This window comes from Methanoculleus receptaculi (assembly GCF_033472595.1).
Lineage (GTDB): Archaea > Halobacteriota > Methanomicrobia > Methanomicrobiales > Methanoculleaceae > Methanoculleus > Methanoculleus receptaculi.
This window is the reverse complement of the sequence record NZ_CP137642.1, coordinates 465,335-482,960: the sequence shown is the minus strand read 5'-3', so window position 1 is coordinate 482,960 and position 17,626 is coordinate 465,335. Positions and strand designations below refer to the sequence as shown.

19 protein-coding genes are annotated in these 17,626 nt (G+C 61.6%); 13 read left to right on the top strand and 6 right to left on the bottom strand.

Features of this window, described 5'->3' with window-relative positions:
* Nucleotides 1–4 precede the first annotated feature (4 nt).
* From hdrB to R6Y96_RS02580, 4 genes are read right to left on the bottom strand one after another with little or no spacing between them, the layout of a single operon-like run.
* A complete protein-coding gene (gene hdrB, locus R6Y96_RS02595) occupies nt 5–907 on the bottom strand; it encodes a CoB--CoM heterodisulfide reductase subunit B (protein ID WP_318621957.1) in 903 nt (300 codons plus the stop codon).
* A gap of 4 nt (nt 908–911) precedes the next feature.
* On the bottom strand, nt 912–1,493 hold the full coding sequence (gene hdrC, locus R6Y96_RS02590) for a CoB--CoM heterodisulfide reductase subunit C (RefSeq protein WP_318621956.1): 582 nt from the start codon (nt 1,491–1,493) through the stop codon (nt 912–914).
* A gap of 10 nt (nt 1,494–1,503) precedes the next feature.
* The gene (locus R6Y96_RS02585; protein ID WP_318621955.1) at nt 1,504–2,673 is read right to left on the bottom strand and encodes a 4Fe-4S binding protein; all 1,170 of its coding nucleotides are present in this window, start codon (nt 2,671–2,673) and stop codon (nt 1,504–1,506) included.
* A gap of 15 nt (nt 2,674–2,688) precedes the next feature.
* A complete protein-coding gene (locus R6Y96_RS02580) occupies nt 2,689–2,961 on the bottom strand; it encodes a 4Fe-4S binding protein (RefSeq protein ID WP_318622466.1) in 273 nt (90 codons plus the stop codon).
* Between the two features lie 595 nt (nt 2,962–3,556).
* Between R6Y96_RS02580 and fhcD the strand changes: the two genes are divergently transcribed.
* The 13 genes from fhcD (at nt 3,557) to R6Y96_RS02515 (ending at nt 16,069) form a co-directional block, all read left to right on the top strand.
* A complete protein-coding gene (gene fhcD, locus R6Y96_RS02575; protein WP_318621954.1) occupies nt 3,557–4,465 on the top strand; it encodes a formylmethanofuran--tetrahydromethanopterin N-formyltransferase in 909 nt (302 codons plus the stop codon).
* Between the two features lie 197 nt (nt 4,466–4,662).
* Nucleotides 4,663–5,619, top strand: a complete 957-nt coding sequence (locus tag R6Y96_RS02570; RefSeq protein WP_318622465.1) for a tRNA(Ile2) 2-agmatinylcytidine synthetase — start codon at nt 4,663–4,665, stop codon at nt 5,617–5,619.
* The gene (gene mmp11, locus R6Y96_RS02565; RefSeq protein WP_318621953.1) at nt 5,603–6,496 is read left to right on the top strand and encodes a methanogenesis marker protein 11; all 894 of its coding nucleotides are present in this window, start codon (nt 5,603–5,605) and stop codon (nt 6,494–6,496) included. Before R6Y96_RS02570 ends, mmp11 begins: the two co-directional genes overlap by 17 nt.
* A complete protein-coding gene (locus R6Y96_RS02560) occupies nt 6,478–7,449 on the top strand; it encodes a radical SAM protein (RefSeq protein WP_318621952.1) in 972 nt (323 codons plus the stop codon). The genes mmp11 and R6Y96_RS02560 overlap by 19 nt, the downstream gene beginning before the upstream one ends.
* Nucleotides 7,446–8,690: a thiamine pyrophosphate-dependent enzyme gene (locus R6Y96_RS02555; RefSeq protein WP_318621951.1), complete on the top strand. Its 1,245-nt coding sequence runs from the start codon at nt 7,446–7,448 to the stop codon at nt 8,688–8,690. Before R6Y96_RS02560 ends, R6Y96_RS02555 begins: the two co-directional genes overlap by 4 nt.
* Nucleotides 8,662–9,792, top strand: a complete 1,131-nt coding sequence (locus R6Y96_RS02550; protein WP_214023103.1) for a homocitrate synthase family protein — start codon at nt 8,662–8,664, stop codon at nt 9,790–9,792. The genes R6Y96_RS02555 and R6Y96_RS02550 overlap by 29 nt, the downstream gene beginning before the upstream one ends.
* Nucleotides 9,789–11,000, top strand: coding sequence for an aconitase/3-isopropylmalate dehydratase large subunit family protein (locus tag R6Y96_RS02545; RefSeq protein ID WP_318621950.1), 1,212 nt, complete (start codon nt 9,789–9,791; stop codon nt 10,998–11,000). Before R6Y96_RS02550 ends, R6Y96_RS02545 begins: the two co-directional genes overlap by 4 nt.
* A complete protein-coding gene (locus R6Y96_RS02540; protein WP_318622464.1) occupies nt 11,000–11,470 on the top strand; it encodes a LeuD/DmdB family oxidoreductase small subunit in 471 nt (156 codons plus the stop codon). Before R6Y96_RS02545 ends, R6Y96_RS02540 begins: the two co-directional genes overlap by 1 nt.
* On the top strand, nt 11,467–12,294 hold the full coding sequence (locus R6Y96_RS02535) for a DUF7714 family protein (RefSeq protein WP_318621949.1): 828 nt from the start codon (nt 11,467–11,469) through the stop codon (nt 12,292–12,294). Before R6Y96_RS02540 ends, R6Y96_RS02535 begins: the two co-directional genes overlap by 4 nt.
* The gene (locus R6Y96_RS02530; RefSeq protein ID WP_318621948.1) at nt 12,272–13,240 is read left to right on the top strand and encodes an isocitrate/isopropylmalate dehydrogenase family protein; all 969 of its coding nucleotides are present in this window, start codon (nt 12,272–12,274) and stop codon (nt 13,238–13,240) included. Before R6Y96_RS02535 ends, R6Y96_RS02530 begins: the two co-directional genes overlap by 23 nt.
* A 26-nt stretch (nt 13,241–13,266) precedes the next feature.
* A complete protein-coding gene (locus tag R6Y96_RS02525) occupies nt 13,267–14,115 on the top strand; it encodes a deoxyribonuclease IV (protein WP_318621947.1) in 849 nt (282 codons plus the stop codon).
* Nucleotides 14,116–14,136: 21 nt separating this feature from the next.
* Nucleotides 14,137–15,003, top strand: a complete 867-nt coding sequence (locus R6Y96_RS02520; protein WP_318621946.1) for an ABC transporter permease — start codon at nt 14,137–14,139, stop codon at nt 15,001–15,003.
* Nucleotides 14,990–16,069 (top strand): ABC transporter ATP-binding protein, encoded by a 1,080-nt coding sequence (locus R6Y96_RS02515; protein WP_318621945.1) that lies wholly within the window; start codon nt 14,990–14,992, stop codon nt 16,067–16,069. Before R6Y96_RS02520 ends, R6Y96_RS02515 begins: the two co-directional genes overlap by 14 nt.
* Here R6Y96_RS02515 and R6Y96_RS02510 read toward each other — a convergent pair.
* Both R6Y96_RS02510 and R6Y96_RS02505 read right to left on the bottom strand, forming a co-directional pair.
* A complete protein-coding gene (locus R6Y96_RS02510; protein WP_318621944.1) occupies nt 16,038–16,307 on the bottom strand; it encodes a SemiSWEET family sugar transporter in 270 nt (89 codons plus the stop codon). The two genes, R6Y96_RS02515 and R6Y96_RS02510, sit on opposite strands and share 32 nt — an antisense overlap.
* Entirely contained in the window at nt 16,304–17,437 is a 1,134-nt protein-coding gene (locus R6Y96_RS02505; RefSeq protein ID WP_318621943.1) for a putative sulfate/molybdate transporter, read from the bottom strand. Before R6Y96_RS02505 ends, R6Y96_RS02510 begins: the two co-directional genes overlap by 4 nt.
* Nucleotides 17,438–17,626: the final 189 nt, after the last annotated feature.

Below are 17,626 nucleotides of genomic sequence, written 5' to 3'. Positions count from 1 at the left end.
CACCTCACAGGATCTTCTTCAGGAACGGCTCAACGTCGACTGCATGCAGGTCGAGTGCCAGATCATCCGGGCTCATACCCTGCGCCAGTCCAAGGAGCTCGTTGTAGTGCAGGACCGGGAGCCCCCAGTCGATGCCAAACTTGTCCTGGATCTCGAGCTGACCCCTGTCAAACTGTAACTGGCAGAACGGACAGACCTCGGTCAACGCATCCGCGCCCACTTCCTGCAGGTTGATCATCTTCTCGTTCGTGATGTCGAGTGCGTGTGTCAGGTCATAGCCACGGACACCGCCACCGGCACCACAGCACTGCATCTTGTTGCGGTACTGGACCGGCTCGGCACCTAGCGCAGCGACCAATTCATCCAGCCACATCGGGTTCTCGGTGTCGCCGAAGTGCCGATCTTTCTGGGGCTTCATCAGGTGGCACCCGTAGTGGACGCCGACTTTTACACCCGTCAGAGGGCGGGTTACGCTCTCGGCGATCTTATCGATGCCCACGATCTCGGGGTCGTAATACAACTCTGCAAGGTGCCAGACGTCGATCGAGCCTTTGAACTCCATATCGATCTCTGCAAGCACCTCGTTGACACCGTCACGGAGTTCGTCGTTGTGCTTCAGTTTGTGGTTGACTTCCCAGATCGACTTGTAGCAGCCGTTGCAGATCAGGGCGATGTCCATGCCCATCTGCTCGGCGAGCACGACGTTTCTGGCTGCCATCGCGTACCAGATGTTTAGATCGATCGAACCGAACGCACCCGGTGCCGGGCAGCAGCTTGCGCCCTTCAGGGGCAGGAGTTCGATGCCGACCTTCTCACTGGTCTTTATGGCCGCCGCCTCGATGCCGGGGTAGCGGTTCGGGGCGACACACCCGAGGAAGAATGCATACTGACGCTTGTTCTCGCTCATGGTTTCACTCACCCTCCGCCAGTATCCGGTCGGCACGTTCCTTCAGCCCGTAGTGGTCCAGGATCTTCCTGACGCCCGGGAGATACTCAGGGTATTTGTGCGTTGTCTCCGGCTCCGCGTCGAGACCGAGCTTCTTTCTGGCAGCGCGGTTTGCGTCGTTGTTCGGGACGCCGTGACCCGTCTTGTAGATGAGCTGTACGGTCTGGAGGAAGTTGCGCGGTATTATGTCACGACGGGCGGCAATGTTCCTCATCGCCATGATAGCATCGGTCGGTGCGAGATCACGCGGACACCGGTCGGTGCAGGTGTAACAGGTGGTGCAGAGCCAGAGGTCCGGGTCGGTCAGAGCCTCCTCCTCGAGACCGAGGACTGCCCTGCGCATGAACAGCCTGATACGGTAGGAACTCCGCGGTGCTGAGGGGCACGATCCTGTGCAGGTGCCGCACTGGAAGCACATGTGGGCGGCCGTCTGCCCGATCTTCTCAACCTCATTGAGAAACTCGGGATTGGTGTCGGAAACGTAGTACTTCCGGTCACGGAGCTTCTCAGCGAGTTTCTGGTCTTTATAGTCTTTCTTTACTGCCATTGACTATCCCTCACGCCTCTTCTGCTTCTTTCAGAACCTTGATCTCAACCGCTCCAGGGGTGGTCTCTTTGACCTTTGATGTCCTGGTGGTGAGCAGTTTCTCCTTGATCTGCTTGAAGAGATCCGTATCCTTCTCCTGCATCCGGATACCCGTCCGCTTAAGGACAATTGCACCCTCGCTCGGGCAGGCATTGACACATGCGCCGCAGAAGATACAGAAATCCTTGTTGATGGCTATATTGGACTCAATCTGCCCCTTCATCAGCTTTGCCGGGAGAGGGGTTGGCAGGTAAAGCGCATTGCAGGGGCAGACCTCAACACAGGTCGAACAGCCACCTGGGCACTTCTCTGGGTAGATCTCGATATCCCCTTCAAAGATCTTCTCGACGGTGATCGCCTCTTCGGGACAGGTGTGTACGCACCAGGTGCAGGTGCAGCAGTTGTCCTGCTCGATCTCGACCTTGCCGGGCAGCGTGTCGCTGACGAACTCACGTTCCAGGGTGATCGCCTCCTTGGGGCAGGCCTCGACACAGATCATGCAGCCGTCGCAGGTGCTCTCTTCCCACTCGACCTCGCCTTCGATCTTGGCGGTCTCGGGGGTCGTGGGTTTACGAACAACGGTGATGCTCGGGCAGAGCGCGCCGCAGATCCCGCAGTAATCGCACTTCTCGGTGTCGACGGTAAACGTCGTCCTGGTCTCAAGTGCCGACTGGCGGGGTTTGCCGGCTTCGTCAGTGCCTTCAAAGGCCGGGACGTCCCGGTTGATGGCATCCCGCGGGCAGACCTCCTCACAGATGGTGCACCGGTTGCACTTCTCTTCGTCAATCTCGGTGACCATGTCGTATGTGGGGAATCCCTCCTTCTCGATGATCGGGAGCCTCTCCTCTCCATCGATCTTGAGCGTCATCGCATTGAAGGGGCACATGATGACGCAGACACCGCAGTAGGAACACTTCTCGGGATCGACGTCTACGGGTTCAGCATAGTCGATCGCACCACGGCGTGTTGCACCAACCGGGCCGAGCGCGATTGCCTCTTCCGGACAGGCGTCAACACAGATGCCGCAGCCCGTACAGGTCTCAGCGTTCAGGATCAGGTTGTTGACCGCTTTCAGGAGCCTCTGCTCCATAATAACGTTCTGTCCTTCCCGCATTTTGGAATACTTTGGAAACAATGCCATACTCTTGTATCACTCCTAGGCTTCCACTTTTCGGGCTCTTGCCCGGCTTTCCCAGGGTCCTGCAAGTCTTATAACTCCGTAGGGGCAGGCCTCGACGCAAACGCCGCAACCGGCGCAGAGCTCCGCGTTGAAATCAAGGATAACGGCCTTGCCGTTTACGACCTTGTAGATCTTATCCTTGGCTACCGGACCTTCGGTATAGAGCTCCAGAGCATCGACGGGACATGCCACCACGCAGTTGTTGCAGCCAGTACATTTCTCCATATTGACGTGCAATGCAAATGCCATGGTTTCACGCACCAGATCTGATCGATTAAAAATCGATATGAAAAGAATTGTCAAAGAATATACATAAACTTTCTGAAATTCGGCAGCCTTATATTCGGGCAGCACAGTTATTCACAGGATTTTATAAATCAAACAGATTGCCATGTTGACCAATTCCACCCGGTCTCACCATTAAACCCATTTCCGGCACAGGAGAAGAGAAATAAAACATAAATATCAGCCCGGTGTTGCTGGTGAAAATTGGTGGGTAAACGTCGAAGTTAACAACGGTGCCAGAGAACACGCCATCCGTGGTGGTGGAGGGACTCTCAATTCACCACCGGGGGATGAGATACGCCGCGCGGTGAGAGCAGCATCCATTTCCCGTACCCGTCGATTCTTCGCCCTCAAGAACAAGGTTGCACAGCAACCCCGCCCTTAAAAAACCGGGCCCCTGCGCCCATACCGCTCTACTGAGTCCGGGTGTCACTGTTTGTGCAGGAGTGTACAACCCGGATCGTTCCATTTTGCCCTTTTCGGTGACGCTGCATCGTCACGTAAAAAAGAAACCTTATTCTGTCCATATCGTAACATTGTAGCAAACGAGGTGTAATTTATGGAACTGAATGGCGTTACCATCGATGATACCTATGCGGAGGGTTTCCCTACCTGGGTGGCACGACCGATCATCACCGCTGTCACGGAAGAGTGGGCTTACAAGGCCGCTCTGGAAGCGGTAGGGTTTGCCACCTCGACCATAGGATGTCCTGCCGAGGCGGGTATCGACTGCTTTGTCTCCCCTGACGAGACGCCCGACGGACGACCCGGCTATGCTATCCTGATCTGTGCAAGCAAGAAGAAACTCAAAGAGCAGGTTGTGGAGCGCCTCTCCGAGTGCGTTCTCACCGCACCGACGACAGCGGTCTTTGACGGCCTTCCGGATCTCATTGACGACGTCCCGGAGAAGATCCCGGTCAAGCTCCACTTCTTCGGCGACGGATACGAAGAGAAGCGTGAGGTCGGCGGCAGAACGGTATGGGCCATACCGATCATGGAGGGGGAGTACATCGGTGAAGAGGAGTTCGGTATCGTCAAGGGTGTTGCAGGCGGCAACTTCTTCGTCATGGGCGAGAACCAGATGGCCGCCCTCATGGCCGCACAGGCGGCGGTCGACGCCATCAGCGGTGTCTGCGGTGTCATCACGCCGTTCCCCGGCGGCATCGTCGCGAGCGGTTCAAAGGTCGGGAGCAAGAAGTACAGATTCATGAACGCGAGCACGAACGAGGCCTACTGCCCGACGCTCCGCGAGAAAGTTGCGGGAAGCAAAGTTCCCGAGGGTGTCGGAGCGATATACGAGATCGTCATCGACGGTGTCGCCGAGGAAGCGGTAAAGACCGCGATGGCAGAGGGTATCCGCGCCGCAACGAAGGTGCCGGGCGTTAAGTACATCAGCGCCGGGAACTTCGGCGGCAGCCTGGGGCCGTTCAAGCTCGAGTTGAAGGACGTTCTGGCCGATTACCTATAAACTTTTTTTTCTCTTGCGCCCGGGGACTATTGCAGGATGGCCGTCAAATCGCCCGGGTGAGGGGGCGCGTGTAAACGCCTTTCTTCCACGCTTATCAACTCCCAGAGCCCGTTTCCCACCTCTCGCCTCCTCACGATCGATCCCCTTAAATATCAATATCAACGACATTCTTGTTAACGATAATTTCGGTGACAATCATGATCACTCTCACACCCGATGAGACCAGGAAACGGTTCGGGCCGATGTTCTCGATGAAGTTCCTCGTAATGGTCGACCAGAAGACCGGTCTTGCGGAGATCCGCGAGCAATGCCGGGCCAGGGGAACTATCGAGTGGGATGCGGCAAACCGGATGCGGGCAAAAGGTGCTGCCATCTCCTGTGATGTTGAAGGGACGATGATGACGATGCTCGCCCGCCTGGGCACCACCCTGGCGAAGTTCGGGGCCGCAGACCGGGAGATCGGCGGCCAGGCACTTGAGGGTGTCGAGGTTCTCGGGGATGAGGTAGTGACCACCTGGGCCGGGATCGCCGGTGCGGGAGTCGGGGTCGCGGCCTGCCTGCCGCAGGCGCCGGGGGTGATCCGGGTGGAGTACCCGGCCGAGGAGGATCTCAAGATCGGCGGCGCGCGGGTCAACCGGGTTCGGATCGTATCGCCTCTCTACGAGAAGGTGACGATAGGGATCGACGACACCGACACCCGTGAGGAGGGGGCCACGTGGGTCCTTGCACTCCGTTGCGCCGAGAACTGCAAAATCCCGGGGGTCGAGTATCTTGACATGCGCCTCGTGCAGCTCAACCCCGCCGTCCCGAAGAAGACCACCAACTGTGTCGGGTCGGCCCTGAACTTCGCTGTCCGGCCAGGGCAGGTGGACACGCTCCTTGACTACGTCCGCGACTTCATCGAATCGGGGAGTGTCAGCAACGATACAGGCATCGCCGTATACCGCGGGATCGCGTTTGAGAAGGAGTCCTCCTATCTCAAGAGGGTCAAGACCGATATCCTGGCACTCGAAGACGCAGAGACCGAGGCTGCACGGATGGGTGTCAGGTTTATCGACTCGAACGGGCGGAAAGGCCGGATTGGCGCACTGGGCGCAGTCCTCTGGGGCAACAAAGGTGCGGAAGCGGCAGGACTGTATGGAGAGACTCTCTGATCCGTACACGATACGGTATCCACAGATAGTGGCGGTGACCGACGAGACCGGTGGAGAGGTTGAACTCATCGAGTTCTTCGACTGCATCGGCGGTGCGATGTGGGTGAAACAGCACTACGCCAGGAGCCCGCTCGTCCGCTCCGTCCGCACCGTTGGAGCGACCACCCGCTACATCCTCTCAACCGGCAGCGCCGATCTCGCCCTCAGAGGTTCGACCTTCCCGGCAGGTATTGCCGCCGTCAGCGTTGATGATGATGAGATCTCCATCACCTACCGCGGCCTCGGCGGTGGGGGCGTGGGGGCATCCATCTGCCGCGCCGGAGCAGGCGGGGTCATCCGCTGCGTGAGCGACCCTGCCGGCGGCGGCCGCCTTGCGGGTTCGACCATCTGGCTCCCCCGGCGTGAACGGCTGATCATAGGTATAGACGACACCGACACCGCTGAAGAGGGGGCCACCTGGACGCTGGCCCACAACATCGCCCGTGCCGTGGAGGACGAGCGTTCCCGCTACCTCTCACACACCATAGTACAGCTCTACCCTGTCCCCTACCGGACCAAGAATTGTGTCGCTATCGCCTGCGAGTTCGCAACCTCCGAGCCCGCCGGACTCATCAGGTGTTACCGCGATTACCTGGAAGACTACACCCTCTCCGATGAGACCGGAATGGCGGTCTGGCGCGGGTTTGACACTTCCCCGCTTGAGGAGTTCGGTTGCCGGGTAAAACGCGGCGAGGTCTCTCCCGATGACCTTGCCGCCATCGATGACAGGCGCCTCTCAATCGTCATGGACGGCCGGGGCGCGATCGGGGCGGCGGCGGCGATCCCGTTTGCCACACGATACGAGGAGGCGCTGGCGCTATGGAATGGAAGCACCTGAAAGCCCGGGTGCTTGAGACGGGCGCCGTCCGCCTCTCCGGCGAACCCGCGGATGAATACATCTCCCGATCCGCTGCCGGCCCTTCGGCAGGGTCGCCAGGGTCGATCTTCTTTACAGCCGGCGGTGGCCGGAGGGTAAGGGCAGGAATGGATGATGCAAGCCCCATCGAGGTTGTTCACCGTGGAGGCGGGGAGGCCGACCTCATCATAGACGGCGAGGTCATCTCCGGCCGGCTCGAACCCCCTGCCCTCCACTGCCCCCGCCAGGCCTACATCACGGTCAGCGGGACGTGCATATTCCATTGCCGCTACTGCACGGTGCCAGGTCTCCCGGGACGGCGAAAGACCATCGATGAGATCGTCCGGATGGTAAAAGATGTCTCGGACCGGATCGACGCCATCGCCATCACAAGCGGCGTCGCCTCCTCTATCGAGGAGGAGGAGGCCTACATCCTGGAGGTCGTCGCGGCGCTCCGCTCGTCTGGCCTCCCCATCGGGGTCTCGATCTACCCGACCCTGAGAACCCCGGCACGCCTCCATGCCCTGGGCGTCGCCGAGGTGAAGTTCAACCTGGAGGCGGCAACCCCCGAACTCTTCGCGAAGATGTGCCCGGGGCTCTCCTGGGAGACGATCCGGGAGGCGCTCAGATCTTCTGTGGCGCTCTTCGGGCACGGCAGGGTCTACTCGAACATCATCGTTGGGCTCGGCGAGACCGACGACGACCTGGAGCGGTTGATGGAGTACCTCGCCGGGAGCGGGGTCATTCCGATCCTCCGGCCGCTCACCCCGGCGGCATCTCTTGCCGACCGGTCCCGCCCATCCGCTGAGCGGCTGCTCTCGCTTGCCCGCGTTCACGAGAGGATCCTCCGGGAGGCCGGGCTCGACCCCCGCCATGCTCTAACCATGTGCGCGGCGTGCACGGGGTGCGACCTTGTGCCGGGGAGGGATGCATGAAGGGTGCAAAAGCGCTTGCCCGCGCTGTCTGCCGGGCCGCCGACCGGTTTTACACCGTCCCGGGCTACCCGGTATCTGAGGTCGCCGCCCTGACGGGAGCGGTCATCACAACCAACGAGAAGGTTGCGCTCGAGTGCGCCCTGGGCGACTCACTCTCCGGGAGGAGGGCTGCTGTGATCGTCAAACACGTCGGGCTCAATGCCTGCGCCGACCCGCTGGTGCACGCAACCGCCCAGGGGCTCCTGGCAGGTGTCGTGATCGTCGTCGGCGACGATATACGTGTCACCGGGTCCGACGTCGCTGGAGACTCCCGGTATTACGGGGAGGTGGCGTGGGCTCCGGTGTTCGAACCTGACGGCAAGACGCTAGGACCTGCCGTGGAGGCGGCGTTTGAGGCATCGGAGACCTTCTCCAGGGTGGCCATACTCAGGGTCACCCCCGATCTTCTGGACGCAGACGTCCCAGAGCCCTCCATCCAGCGGAATGACCTGAAGGGGAGCCTGGCTGACCCTGATCTCACCATGGCCGGCCGGGCAGTGGCCGCTGACCGGCGGACTGCCGCGATGTTTGCCTGGGCCCGGTCGTCGCCGCTGAACAGGTTCCACCCTGTCATCGCCTACCCGCCGCCGGCGGACGCAGGGGTGCTCGCCTCACTCCCCGAAGAGAGGGGTCGCCCCTTCCTCCGGGAGCACCGTTTCCTCGCCCCTCCAGACGCCGCCATGGAGCCGCAGCGGTTCTCCACACGCGGTTTCTCGCGAACTTTCTGCAGAGACTGTCCATTTCATCCGGCCCTCCGGATCCTTCAAGAGCGCGGGATGCAGGCGGTCTGCGACGCTGGATGCAGCATCCTGGCGATGAACCCGCCCTACCGCATCGGTGTTGCCGCGTATGGTCTCGGTTCGTCGGTAGCCGTCGCGGCGACCGGGCCGCGGGTCGCCCTCATCGGGGACTACGCACTCCTGCATTCTGGGCTAAACGCCCTCATCGACGTCTACGAACGTGGACTTCCGCTTCTATGTATCGTCTTTGCGAACAGACGGATGGGGATGACCGGCGGTCACCCCGTCCCCGAGATCCTTCGCTACATCACCTGGGCTGACCCGGTTGTCTGCGCTGCCGACGACGCAACGGCGCTTCGCCATGCGCTTGTCCTCCCGGAGGACGGCCCACGAACGGTGGTGATCGAAGGTGTCTGCCCGGAGGGTGGACGACATGTTGCCATGGAATATCGAGATCTGTGATGTGACGCTGCGAGACGGGGAACAGACCCCTGGTGTCTCGTTTACCTGTGATGAGAAGATGGCGATCGCGCAATCGCTCGACGAGATCGGCGTGGAGGTGATCGAGGCCGGGTTCCCCGTGGTCTCCAGGGCCGAGAAAGAATGTGTCGCGACCATCGCCAGAAGCGGCCTGGATGCCAGGACCTGCTGCCTGGCACGGGCGCTCAAACCCGATATCGAGGCGGCGCTTGACTGTGACGTGGATATAATCAGCATCTTCGTCGCGATCTCCGACCTCCATGTTCGGCACAAGTACCGCAAACCGCGGGAGGAGGTGATCGAGGACGCCCTCGGTATGGTGGAGTTCGCCGCCGACCACGGCGTGGGGATCCGACTTGCCGCCGAGGACGCCTCACGGACAGACCCGGCGGTTCTCATCGATATGTACCGCAGGGGGATCGAGTGCGGCGCCGACCTTGTCAGTTTCGCCGATACCGTCGGCTGTCTCACCCCGCTCGAGATCCATTCCGCTGTCTCCAGGATCCTTGACGCCGGGCCCTTTCCGCTCTGCGTCCACTGCCACAACGACCTCGGGTTTGCAGCGGCAAACACCATCACCGCCGCGGCCGCCGGAGCGTTCCAGCTCCACACCACCGTGAACGGCATAGGCGAACGTGCCGGGAACGCAGCGCTCGAACAGGTGCTCGTTGCCCTGCGCTTTAAAGGTGGGGTCGAACGCTACGACCTCTCCCGGTTGCAGGAGATCTCCAGACTGGTTGCCCGATGCTCTGGCATAACCCCGGAGCGGATGCATCCCATCGTCGGCGAGAACGCCTTCGCCCATGAGAGCGGGATCCACATCGCCGCGATCCTCTGTGACCCGGCGACCTACGAGTATATCCCCCCCGAACTGGTTGGCAGCGAACGCCGGTTTGTGCTCGGGAAGCATACCGGGAGAAAGGCGCTCGAACACGTTGCAAAGGCCTACGGCTTCGAACTCTCCGATGAGGAGGCGAGCTGGGTTCTCGAGCAGGTCAAGCAGAAGAGTGAGGGGAAATGCTGTGTCACACGCGAGGTTCTCTGCGACCTCCTGCGGAAGGCAAGGGAGGGGGGCGCCCGGTGAGCACGCTATCAGAGCGGATACTTGGCGCACCGGCTGGGGCATACGTCGACCGCGATGTCGATATAGCCTTCGCCCACGACGGCACCGGCGTTCTCACGCTGGAAGCGCTCCGCGAGATGGGGGTGGAACGACTCCCTCGCCCCGGGCGTCTCCGCCTGATCTTCGACCACATCGTCCCGGCAAACACCGGGACTACAGCGACGCTCCAGGCCGAACTTCGGGCGTTTGCCCGGGTTTCCGGGATACCACTCTCGGATGCCGGATGTGGGATCTGCCACCAGGTGATGAGCGAAGGTCTCGTCCGGCCGGGGATGATCGTCGTCGGGGCCGACTCCCACACCTGCACCGCTGGCGCATTTGGAGCGTTCGCCACAGGGGTTGGCGCGACCGATATGGCGGCGATCTGGGCGTCGGGCGGCACCTGGTTCCGTGTCCCAGAGACGATCGCGATAAACCTCTCCGGCAATCTCTCCGGCGCCGCAGAGCCAAAAGATGTCGCACTCACCTACGTCGCCCGCCTGGGAATGGAGGGCGCGACCTACCGGGCGCTGGAGTTCGCCGGCGAGGGGGTTAGGGGGATCTCCATGGACGGGCGGTTGACCCTCTGCAACATGGCGGTCGAGACAGGGGCAAAGGCCGGGATCTTCTACGCCGACGATCTCACACTCAGTTACCTTGCGGACTACGGGGTTAAAGCCTCGCCGCAGGTGCCGGAGGAATGCCGCTACGAGCGGACTCTCGATATCGATCTCGATGATATAGTGCCCCTCGTCGCCGTCCCCCACCGGGTGGACACCGTCCGGGAGGCTGAAGAGATCGCGGGGACACGCCTCGACCAGGTCTTCGTCGGTACATGCACAAACGGCCGCTACGAGGATCTGGAACGGTTCGCCCGTATCGTCCGCGGAAAGAAGGTGGCCGTCCGCACCCTGGTCTTCCCCGCATCGCGTGCGGTGCTCTCCCGGGCGATCAAGACCGGCATCCTCGCTGACATAGTGGATGCTGGATGTGTGGTCGGACCCCCGGGGTGCGGGCCGTGCCTCGGGGCACATGCCGGGGTGCTCGGGGAGGGGGAGGTCTGTCTCTCCACGGCCAACAGGAACTTCAAGAACCGGATGGGCGTGGGCGGCGAGATCTACCTCTCTTCGGTCGCCACGGCCGCCGTAAGCGCTCTTGCCGGGGAGATTGCCGTCCCGGAGGTGGCATGATGAAGGGAGCAGGGCCCGCGGTCTGCCTCGGGAACGATATCGACACCGACCTCATCATCGCGGGCCGCTACCTCCGGACGAAAGACCGTTCGGTCTGGGCGGAACATGTCTTTGAGGACCTTGACCCTGCGCTTGCAGCCCGTCTCCCCGGTTCGGTCATCGTCGCCGGGCGGAACATGGGCTGCGGCTCGTCCAGGGAGCAGGCGGTGATCGCCCTCCGCGAGGCCGGGGTGGTCGGGGTCGTAGCGGAATCGTTTGCCCGCATATTCTTTCGTAATGCCATCAACGTCGGTCTGCCGGTGATCGAGGCCACGGTTCCCTGCACCGATGGTGCCCGCATCGCCTTCGACCTGGAAGAGGGGTGGGTGGAGGTGGACGGCAAACGCTACCCCGCCCGCCCCCTCTCGGAGAGGATGCTTGCCATCCTCCGGGCCGGCGGGCTTGCAGCCTGCTGGAGGGCATGCCGATGATATTTCCACCACACTGCAAGTTTGTCGGGGTTGCAAACGGCACCCCCTGCGGGAGGGATAAGGCCTACTTCCTCACACGCTACATAGTCCGGGAGACCCCGGGGGGCACAGAGGTCATCGAGGTTAAAACAGATCCGGAAGAGACCGGACTCCTCCGGACGGTGCTCTCCACCCGTGTGCTTGCCGCCGGAGATGAGGTCTACCACTACCCCGAGCCCGTGAACGTCCAGGACAGAACTTTCCTGGTAACCGAGGCCATGAGGTCAGGCTACCGGTGTACCATATTCTCAGGCTACGGCGAGCAGACCACGTTTGTCATCGACCCCGACCTCTCGGGTTTCCTTCGCATCCACGTCTACGACATAACACCGCCCCGGCCACACCTCTCGGCCACGCTCACCGACCTCGAGAGAACAGGGGTCTTCGGCGACCTCGAAGTGGTCTTTGAGCACCATCTCCGTGACATCAGGGAGATCGGTGCCGACGTCTACCCCTGCCGCGCGGCCGGGTTCCCGCGCACCATTGATGCCGACCGGCTCCGCCCCGGCGACCGCGTCGCAGCGTGTATGACGGGGCGTGAACTGATAAAGGAGTGTTACGGCGACTCTGTTACCGTGGTGAATAACATCTGCCCGCTCGAGGCTGTGAGGGCCGAACCCTTCATCGCTCGGTGTTGCAGGAGCGAGCGGGCGGGTGTCGGCCTCCGGAACGGCCTTCTCGGTGCAGTTGTCCACTGGGGTGCGTCGGCATGGGATATGGTTGAGGCCGTGAGACTGGTTGCAACCACATGGAGGAGAGGATATGACAGGGATAGCGGTTGTTGAGGGCGACGGTATAGGGCACGAGGTCGTCCCGGTCGCCCGCGAGATCCTCGCAGCCGTGCGCCCGGATCTCGAGTTCTTCGAGGTCGAGGTGGGATACGGCCGCTGGGAGCGGACTGGGAGCGCCTGCGACGAGGAGACGATCGCTGACCTGAAGTCGGCGGACGCAATCCTCTTTGGCGCCGTCACAACGCCGCCCGATCCGGGGTACAGAAGCGCTCTTCTGCAGATCCGACGGGCTCTCGACCTCTACGCAAACGTCCGCCCTATACGTGGTGAAGGGGTCGATATCATCATCGTGCGGGAGAATACCGAGGGGCTTTACTCGGGCATCGAGTGGACCGAACCCGATCGTGCCTGCACCGTCCGGGTCGTATCCCGCCGGGGAAGCGAGCGGATTGCCCGCTGCGCCTGCAGCCTTGCTGCGGCCCGCCGCCACCTCACCATCGGGAACAAGGCAAACGTCCTGAAATCGGACTCTCTGTTTGTCGATATCTGCAGAAGGGAGGCCGCCAGGGCAGGGGTTCCCTGCACGACGCGTTTCATCGACGCGCTCTCTCTTGACATCCTGATGCACCCCGCGCGCTACGACGTGATTGTGACGACCAACATCTTCGGCGACATCCTCTCCGATACCGCAGCCTACCTGGTGGGGGGGCTCGGTATGCTCCCGAGCGGCAATATAGGGGAGCGGCATGCGCTCTTTGAACCCGTCCACGGGAGCGCCCCCGATATCGCAGGACAGGGTATAGCAAACCCCATCGCAGCGATCAGGAGCGCAGCGATGCTCCTTACCCATACAGGCGACCCTGAATCCGCGGCGGTCATCGAGGAGGCCATTGACCGGGTGCTCAATGCAGGCATCCGGACGCGCGACCTGGGCGGCAACGCCGGTACCCGGGAGTTCGGGGCGGCGGTGCTCCGGGAAGTTCTGCGGGGGAAGGCCTAAACGCTCGAGGGTCGAGAGACTACGGTATGGTGAGGGTTGGATGCCACATCTCCATCGCCGGGTCGATCGACCGTGCGGTTGACCGTGCCCGCGATGCTGGTTGCGACACGTTTCAGATCTTCTCCCGGAACCCGAGAGGCTGGAGGGCGAGGGACCTGGACGCCGAGGTGATCGAGGCTTTCCGGGCGGCGGTGAGGTCGTCGGGGCTCGGCCCGGTCTTTGATCACATGCCCTACCTCCCGAACCTGGCCTCGCCAGACGATGCCATCTATGAGAGATCGGCCGCTGCGCTTGCAGAGGAGCTCAGGCGATGCGCCCTTCTCGGTATACCCTATCTTGTGACCCACCTCGGACACCACCGCGGCGCCGGGATCGAGGAGGGGCGGAAACGGGTCATCGCCGCGATCAACCGTGCGTTTGATGAAACCGGGGATACGGGGGTGATGCTCCTCCTCGAGAACAGCGCCGGGGAGAAGAACAGCGTTGGGACGAGGATCGAGGATCTCGCGCTGATATATGACGGGCTGGATGATAGGGGGGAGTTCGGGATCTGTTTTGATACCTGCCACGCGTTTGGTGCAGGCTACGACCTCCGGACGGCGGAGGGGATCGATGCTGTCGTTGCGGAGATCGATGAACTGATCGGCGCTGACAGCCTCCATCTCATCCACCTCAACGACAGCAAGGGGGATCTGGGGAGCGGGCTTGACCGGCACGAGCATATCGGCCTTGGATCCATAGGAGAGGAGGGGTTTCGGGAGATCCTCCGCAACCCGCAGATCCGGCGTCTCCCCCTGATCTGCGAGACGCCGGTCGACGCCCGGCGGGACGATGCCGGGAATATCGCGAAGATTCGCGAACTTGCCGGGAATTGAGCAACAGTAGAGAGCCCCCCTATGAAGATAGAGAGCGATTCGGCCGATGCGGATGCGCCATCCTCCCGCTGGAGTGTGCGCGGGAGGCGACAGGCAGACCTCTGCATCGTCTGGTTCTGCATCCTGGGTGCAGTTCTTGTGGGGCTCACGGTTCTTGCGCTCGCAAACATCACAATAACTGAACTTGCAGACCCGCTCCACCTCATCGAGGTTGCGGCTTCGTCAGGGGTGCTCGGAGCGATCCTCCTCACCTTCTCTGCGGGGGCAAACGCTGTCCTCCTCCTCATACTCTTTGGAACACCGCTTGCATACGTCCTCGCCCGGGCCCCCCCATCCAGGGTTAAGGGGGTTGTCGAGAGCATCGTCGACCTGCCGCTCATCCTGCCCCACACCGTTGCCGGGCTGCTCGTCTACCTCCTCTTCATGCGGAGGGGATGGCTCGGCGCGCCGCTCGCCGAGATCGGGCTTGCATTTGAGGATGCCTACCCCGGCACGGTCGTCGCGATGCTCTTCGTCGCCTCGCCGTTCTTTGTAAACACGATGCGGGAAGGGTTTGAGAAGGTCCCCCTCCACCTTGAGAACGTCGCCCGCACCCTCGGCGCCGGGACGTTTACCACCTTCCGTACGGTCACCCTCCCTCTTAGCCTGCGGCATCTGTTTAGCGGGGCAATCCTTGCCTGGGGAAGGGCAATAGGGGAGTTTGCCGCTGTGGTCATGATCGCATACTATCCGTTCATCATATCGACGCTGATCTACTACTCGTTTACCACATCCGGCATCCGCACGAGCAGGAGCATAGCGTTTGTGGTCATAGTGGTCAGTCTCGGGGTGTTCTACCTGCTGCGGAGGTTGACCGGATACCTGGGGAGGTACGATGATCGCGTTTGAACGGGTATCGCTCAGGCTGGGGTCATTCTCCCTGAAGGATGTCAGTCTCTCGATCAACCGGGGCGACTACTACTTCATCATCGGCCCCTCTGGCGCGGGAAAGACGGTGCTTCTCGAGGCGATTGCCGGTCTCCACAGGCCGGATAGCGGCCGTATCCTCCTCCGGGGGAAGGAGATCACCGATCTGCCCCCGGAGCGAAGGGGGATCGGCCTCGTATACCAGGACTACTCGCTCTTTCCGAACATGACCGTCATCGATAACGTCTCTTACGGTCTTCGCGTCCGGGGGGTGCGCAGGCAGGAGGGACGCGAGAGAGTCGCCGGCCTCCTTGAAAGGTTCGGTGTCGAACACCTGGCGGACCGCTACCCCGGAACCCTCTCAGGCGGTGAGCAGCAGCGGGTGGCGCTCGCAAGAGCCATCGCTGTGAAACCGGATATCCTCCTGCTGGACGAGCCGCTCTCAGCGCTTGACCCGGTCACGCAGGAGAGGTTAATCGCCGACCTCCGGCAACTCCACCGGGATGAGGGGTTCACGATAGTGCACGTGAGCCATTCCCGCCGGGAGGCGCACATGCTTGCAACCAGGATGGCGGTTATCATCGACGGTCGCCTCGTCGACGAGGGCGATGCCGATGTTGTGTTGAACGCCCCGGGGAGCCGGGAGGTTGCATCCTTCATCGGGGTTGAGAACATCCTGGATGGGGTGGTGATGGTAAACGACGGTGGACGTGCAACTGTGGATGCAGGTAGGTTGAGGTTTGAGGCGCAGACAGACGCTGCAGTGGGGGAGGCGGTCTGCCTCTGCATCCGTGCCGATGACCTCATCATCGCTGTGGACGACGGCCGGCGGCCAGACGCCCCGAACACAATGACCGGGACGGTCTTTCAGATCATCGAGAACGGCCCTGTGGCTGAGATCCTGGTGGATGTGGGGATGGACATGACGGCGGTAATGACCCGCCGGTCGGTGCGGGACCTCGGGATTGCGCCCGGGGTTCGGGTCAGCCTCCGTGTAATAGAGGACGCGATCCACGTCATCCGTTCTGCGCCTTCAGCGCGAGAGTGAAGGCGACGAGGACGGCGGTGGCACCGTTCGCAACGATTATGGCGAGATCACCCCTCGCCACCCCGTAGACGAACCAGAGCAGGACTCCGGCCAGGAGAAGAAGAAGCATCGCGAACGAGAGGTCGGCGGTCGAGCGGCTGCGCCATGCCTTTATGGCCTGCGGGGCAAACGAGAGCGTCGTAAGCGCTCCGGCAAAAAGACCAAGAATTGTGACTGTATCCATGTGCGGATCGATCATCTTCCCGCATGAGGTGATGAAACTTCAGCCTTCAGGACGTAGGCCATGATCATCCCTATAATGAACGCAAACGTAAGCCCGATCACCAGGGTAAGGACGGCTATGGCCCCGGTGACGGCATACGACTCGGTCTTTATGCTGTGTTTTCCAAGTTCTATCGCCACGAAGACAAGGAGTGCGCCAAAGACCCCGAGAGGGATCAGGGTCAGCACCTCCGGCGGGGCGAATGCGACGGCAAAGATGAGAAAAAAAACGCCGGCGATGATGTTTGCCCCGCCGGTTCGCGCACCGAAGCGGTACATGGCGGCAAGCCCCCCGGCGCCGTGACACATCGGGAACCCTCCAAGCGGCGTCGAGATGAGGTTCATGGCACCGATCGTCCGGGAGAGCCGGTCAGGGTCCACACCCCTCTTCGGGAAGAGGTCGTGCGTGAGGAGGGATGTGGCGAGGATGGCATTTGTCAGGGTGAGCGGGATCTGTGGTATGGCAAGTTCCCAGGTGCCGGCTATGAAGTCTGAGGGAAGCGGGATGATGAAGGAGGGGAGTGGTATCAACCGGAGCGGCGGCATCCCCTGTGTGATGATACCCACACAAAGTCCGATCAGTATAACAATCAGAGCGGAGATGTCCGGGATCCGGGTGCGCTGTGAAGCGACAAAGAATGCCAGGATGATCCCGATGGAGAGAGACGCAAACAGGGCGTCGTTGAGGATGTAGTCAAGCGACGTCCGGAGAAGGAGGAGCGCGAGACCCGCCTGGACGCCCCGGATGACACATCTCGGGATCCGATCCGCAAGCCAGGTCATGCCGCCGAGAAGCCCGAGCAGCAGGAAGAGCGCGCCGACGACGATGCCCGATGCCACGATCTCTCCACCGGAAAGCCCTCCAGCGATGACGATGGCACCGATGGCCTTCATGGGCTCGATCGGGATCGGGAGGCGGTAGTAGAACCCGGCTATGATGTACCAGGCGGCTATGAAGAGGAAGAAATGGCTTACGTTCACGTCAGGGCAGACGATGGCAACACCAAGGAGGATGGGAAAGATCGTCCCGAAATCACCGACTGCGCCGGCAACCTCCTCCAGCGTGAACCTGATACCCCTCTCTTCCGCCCCGGTGCTCTCCGCCATGGTGCTCCTTCTTCTATCTGGTCAGATGGGTCTTTGAAGTTATGGATTATCCCGGCCGCCCATACGAAGTCCGGGTGACCAACGATCTGAACTTACAAACACTCCACCTTTTCCATGAAAAATGGGGCACCTGACACCGGATCCGGGGAAAAACCCACTGAAGACCCATGATCTTCTGCTACCTGACCG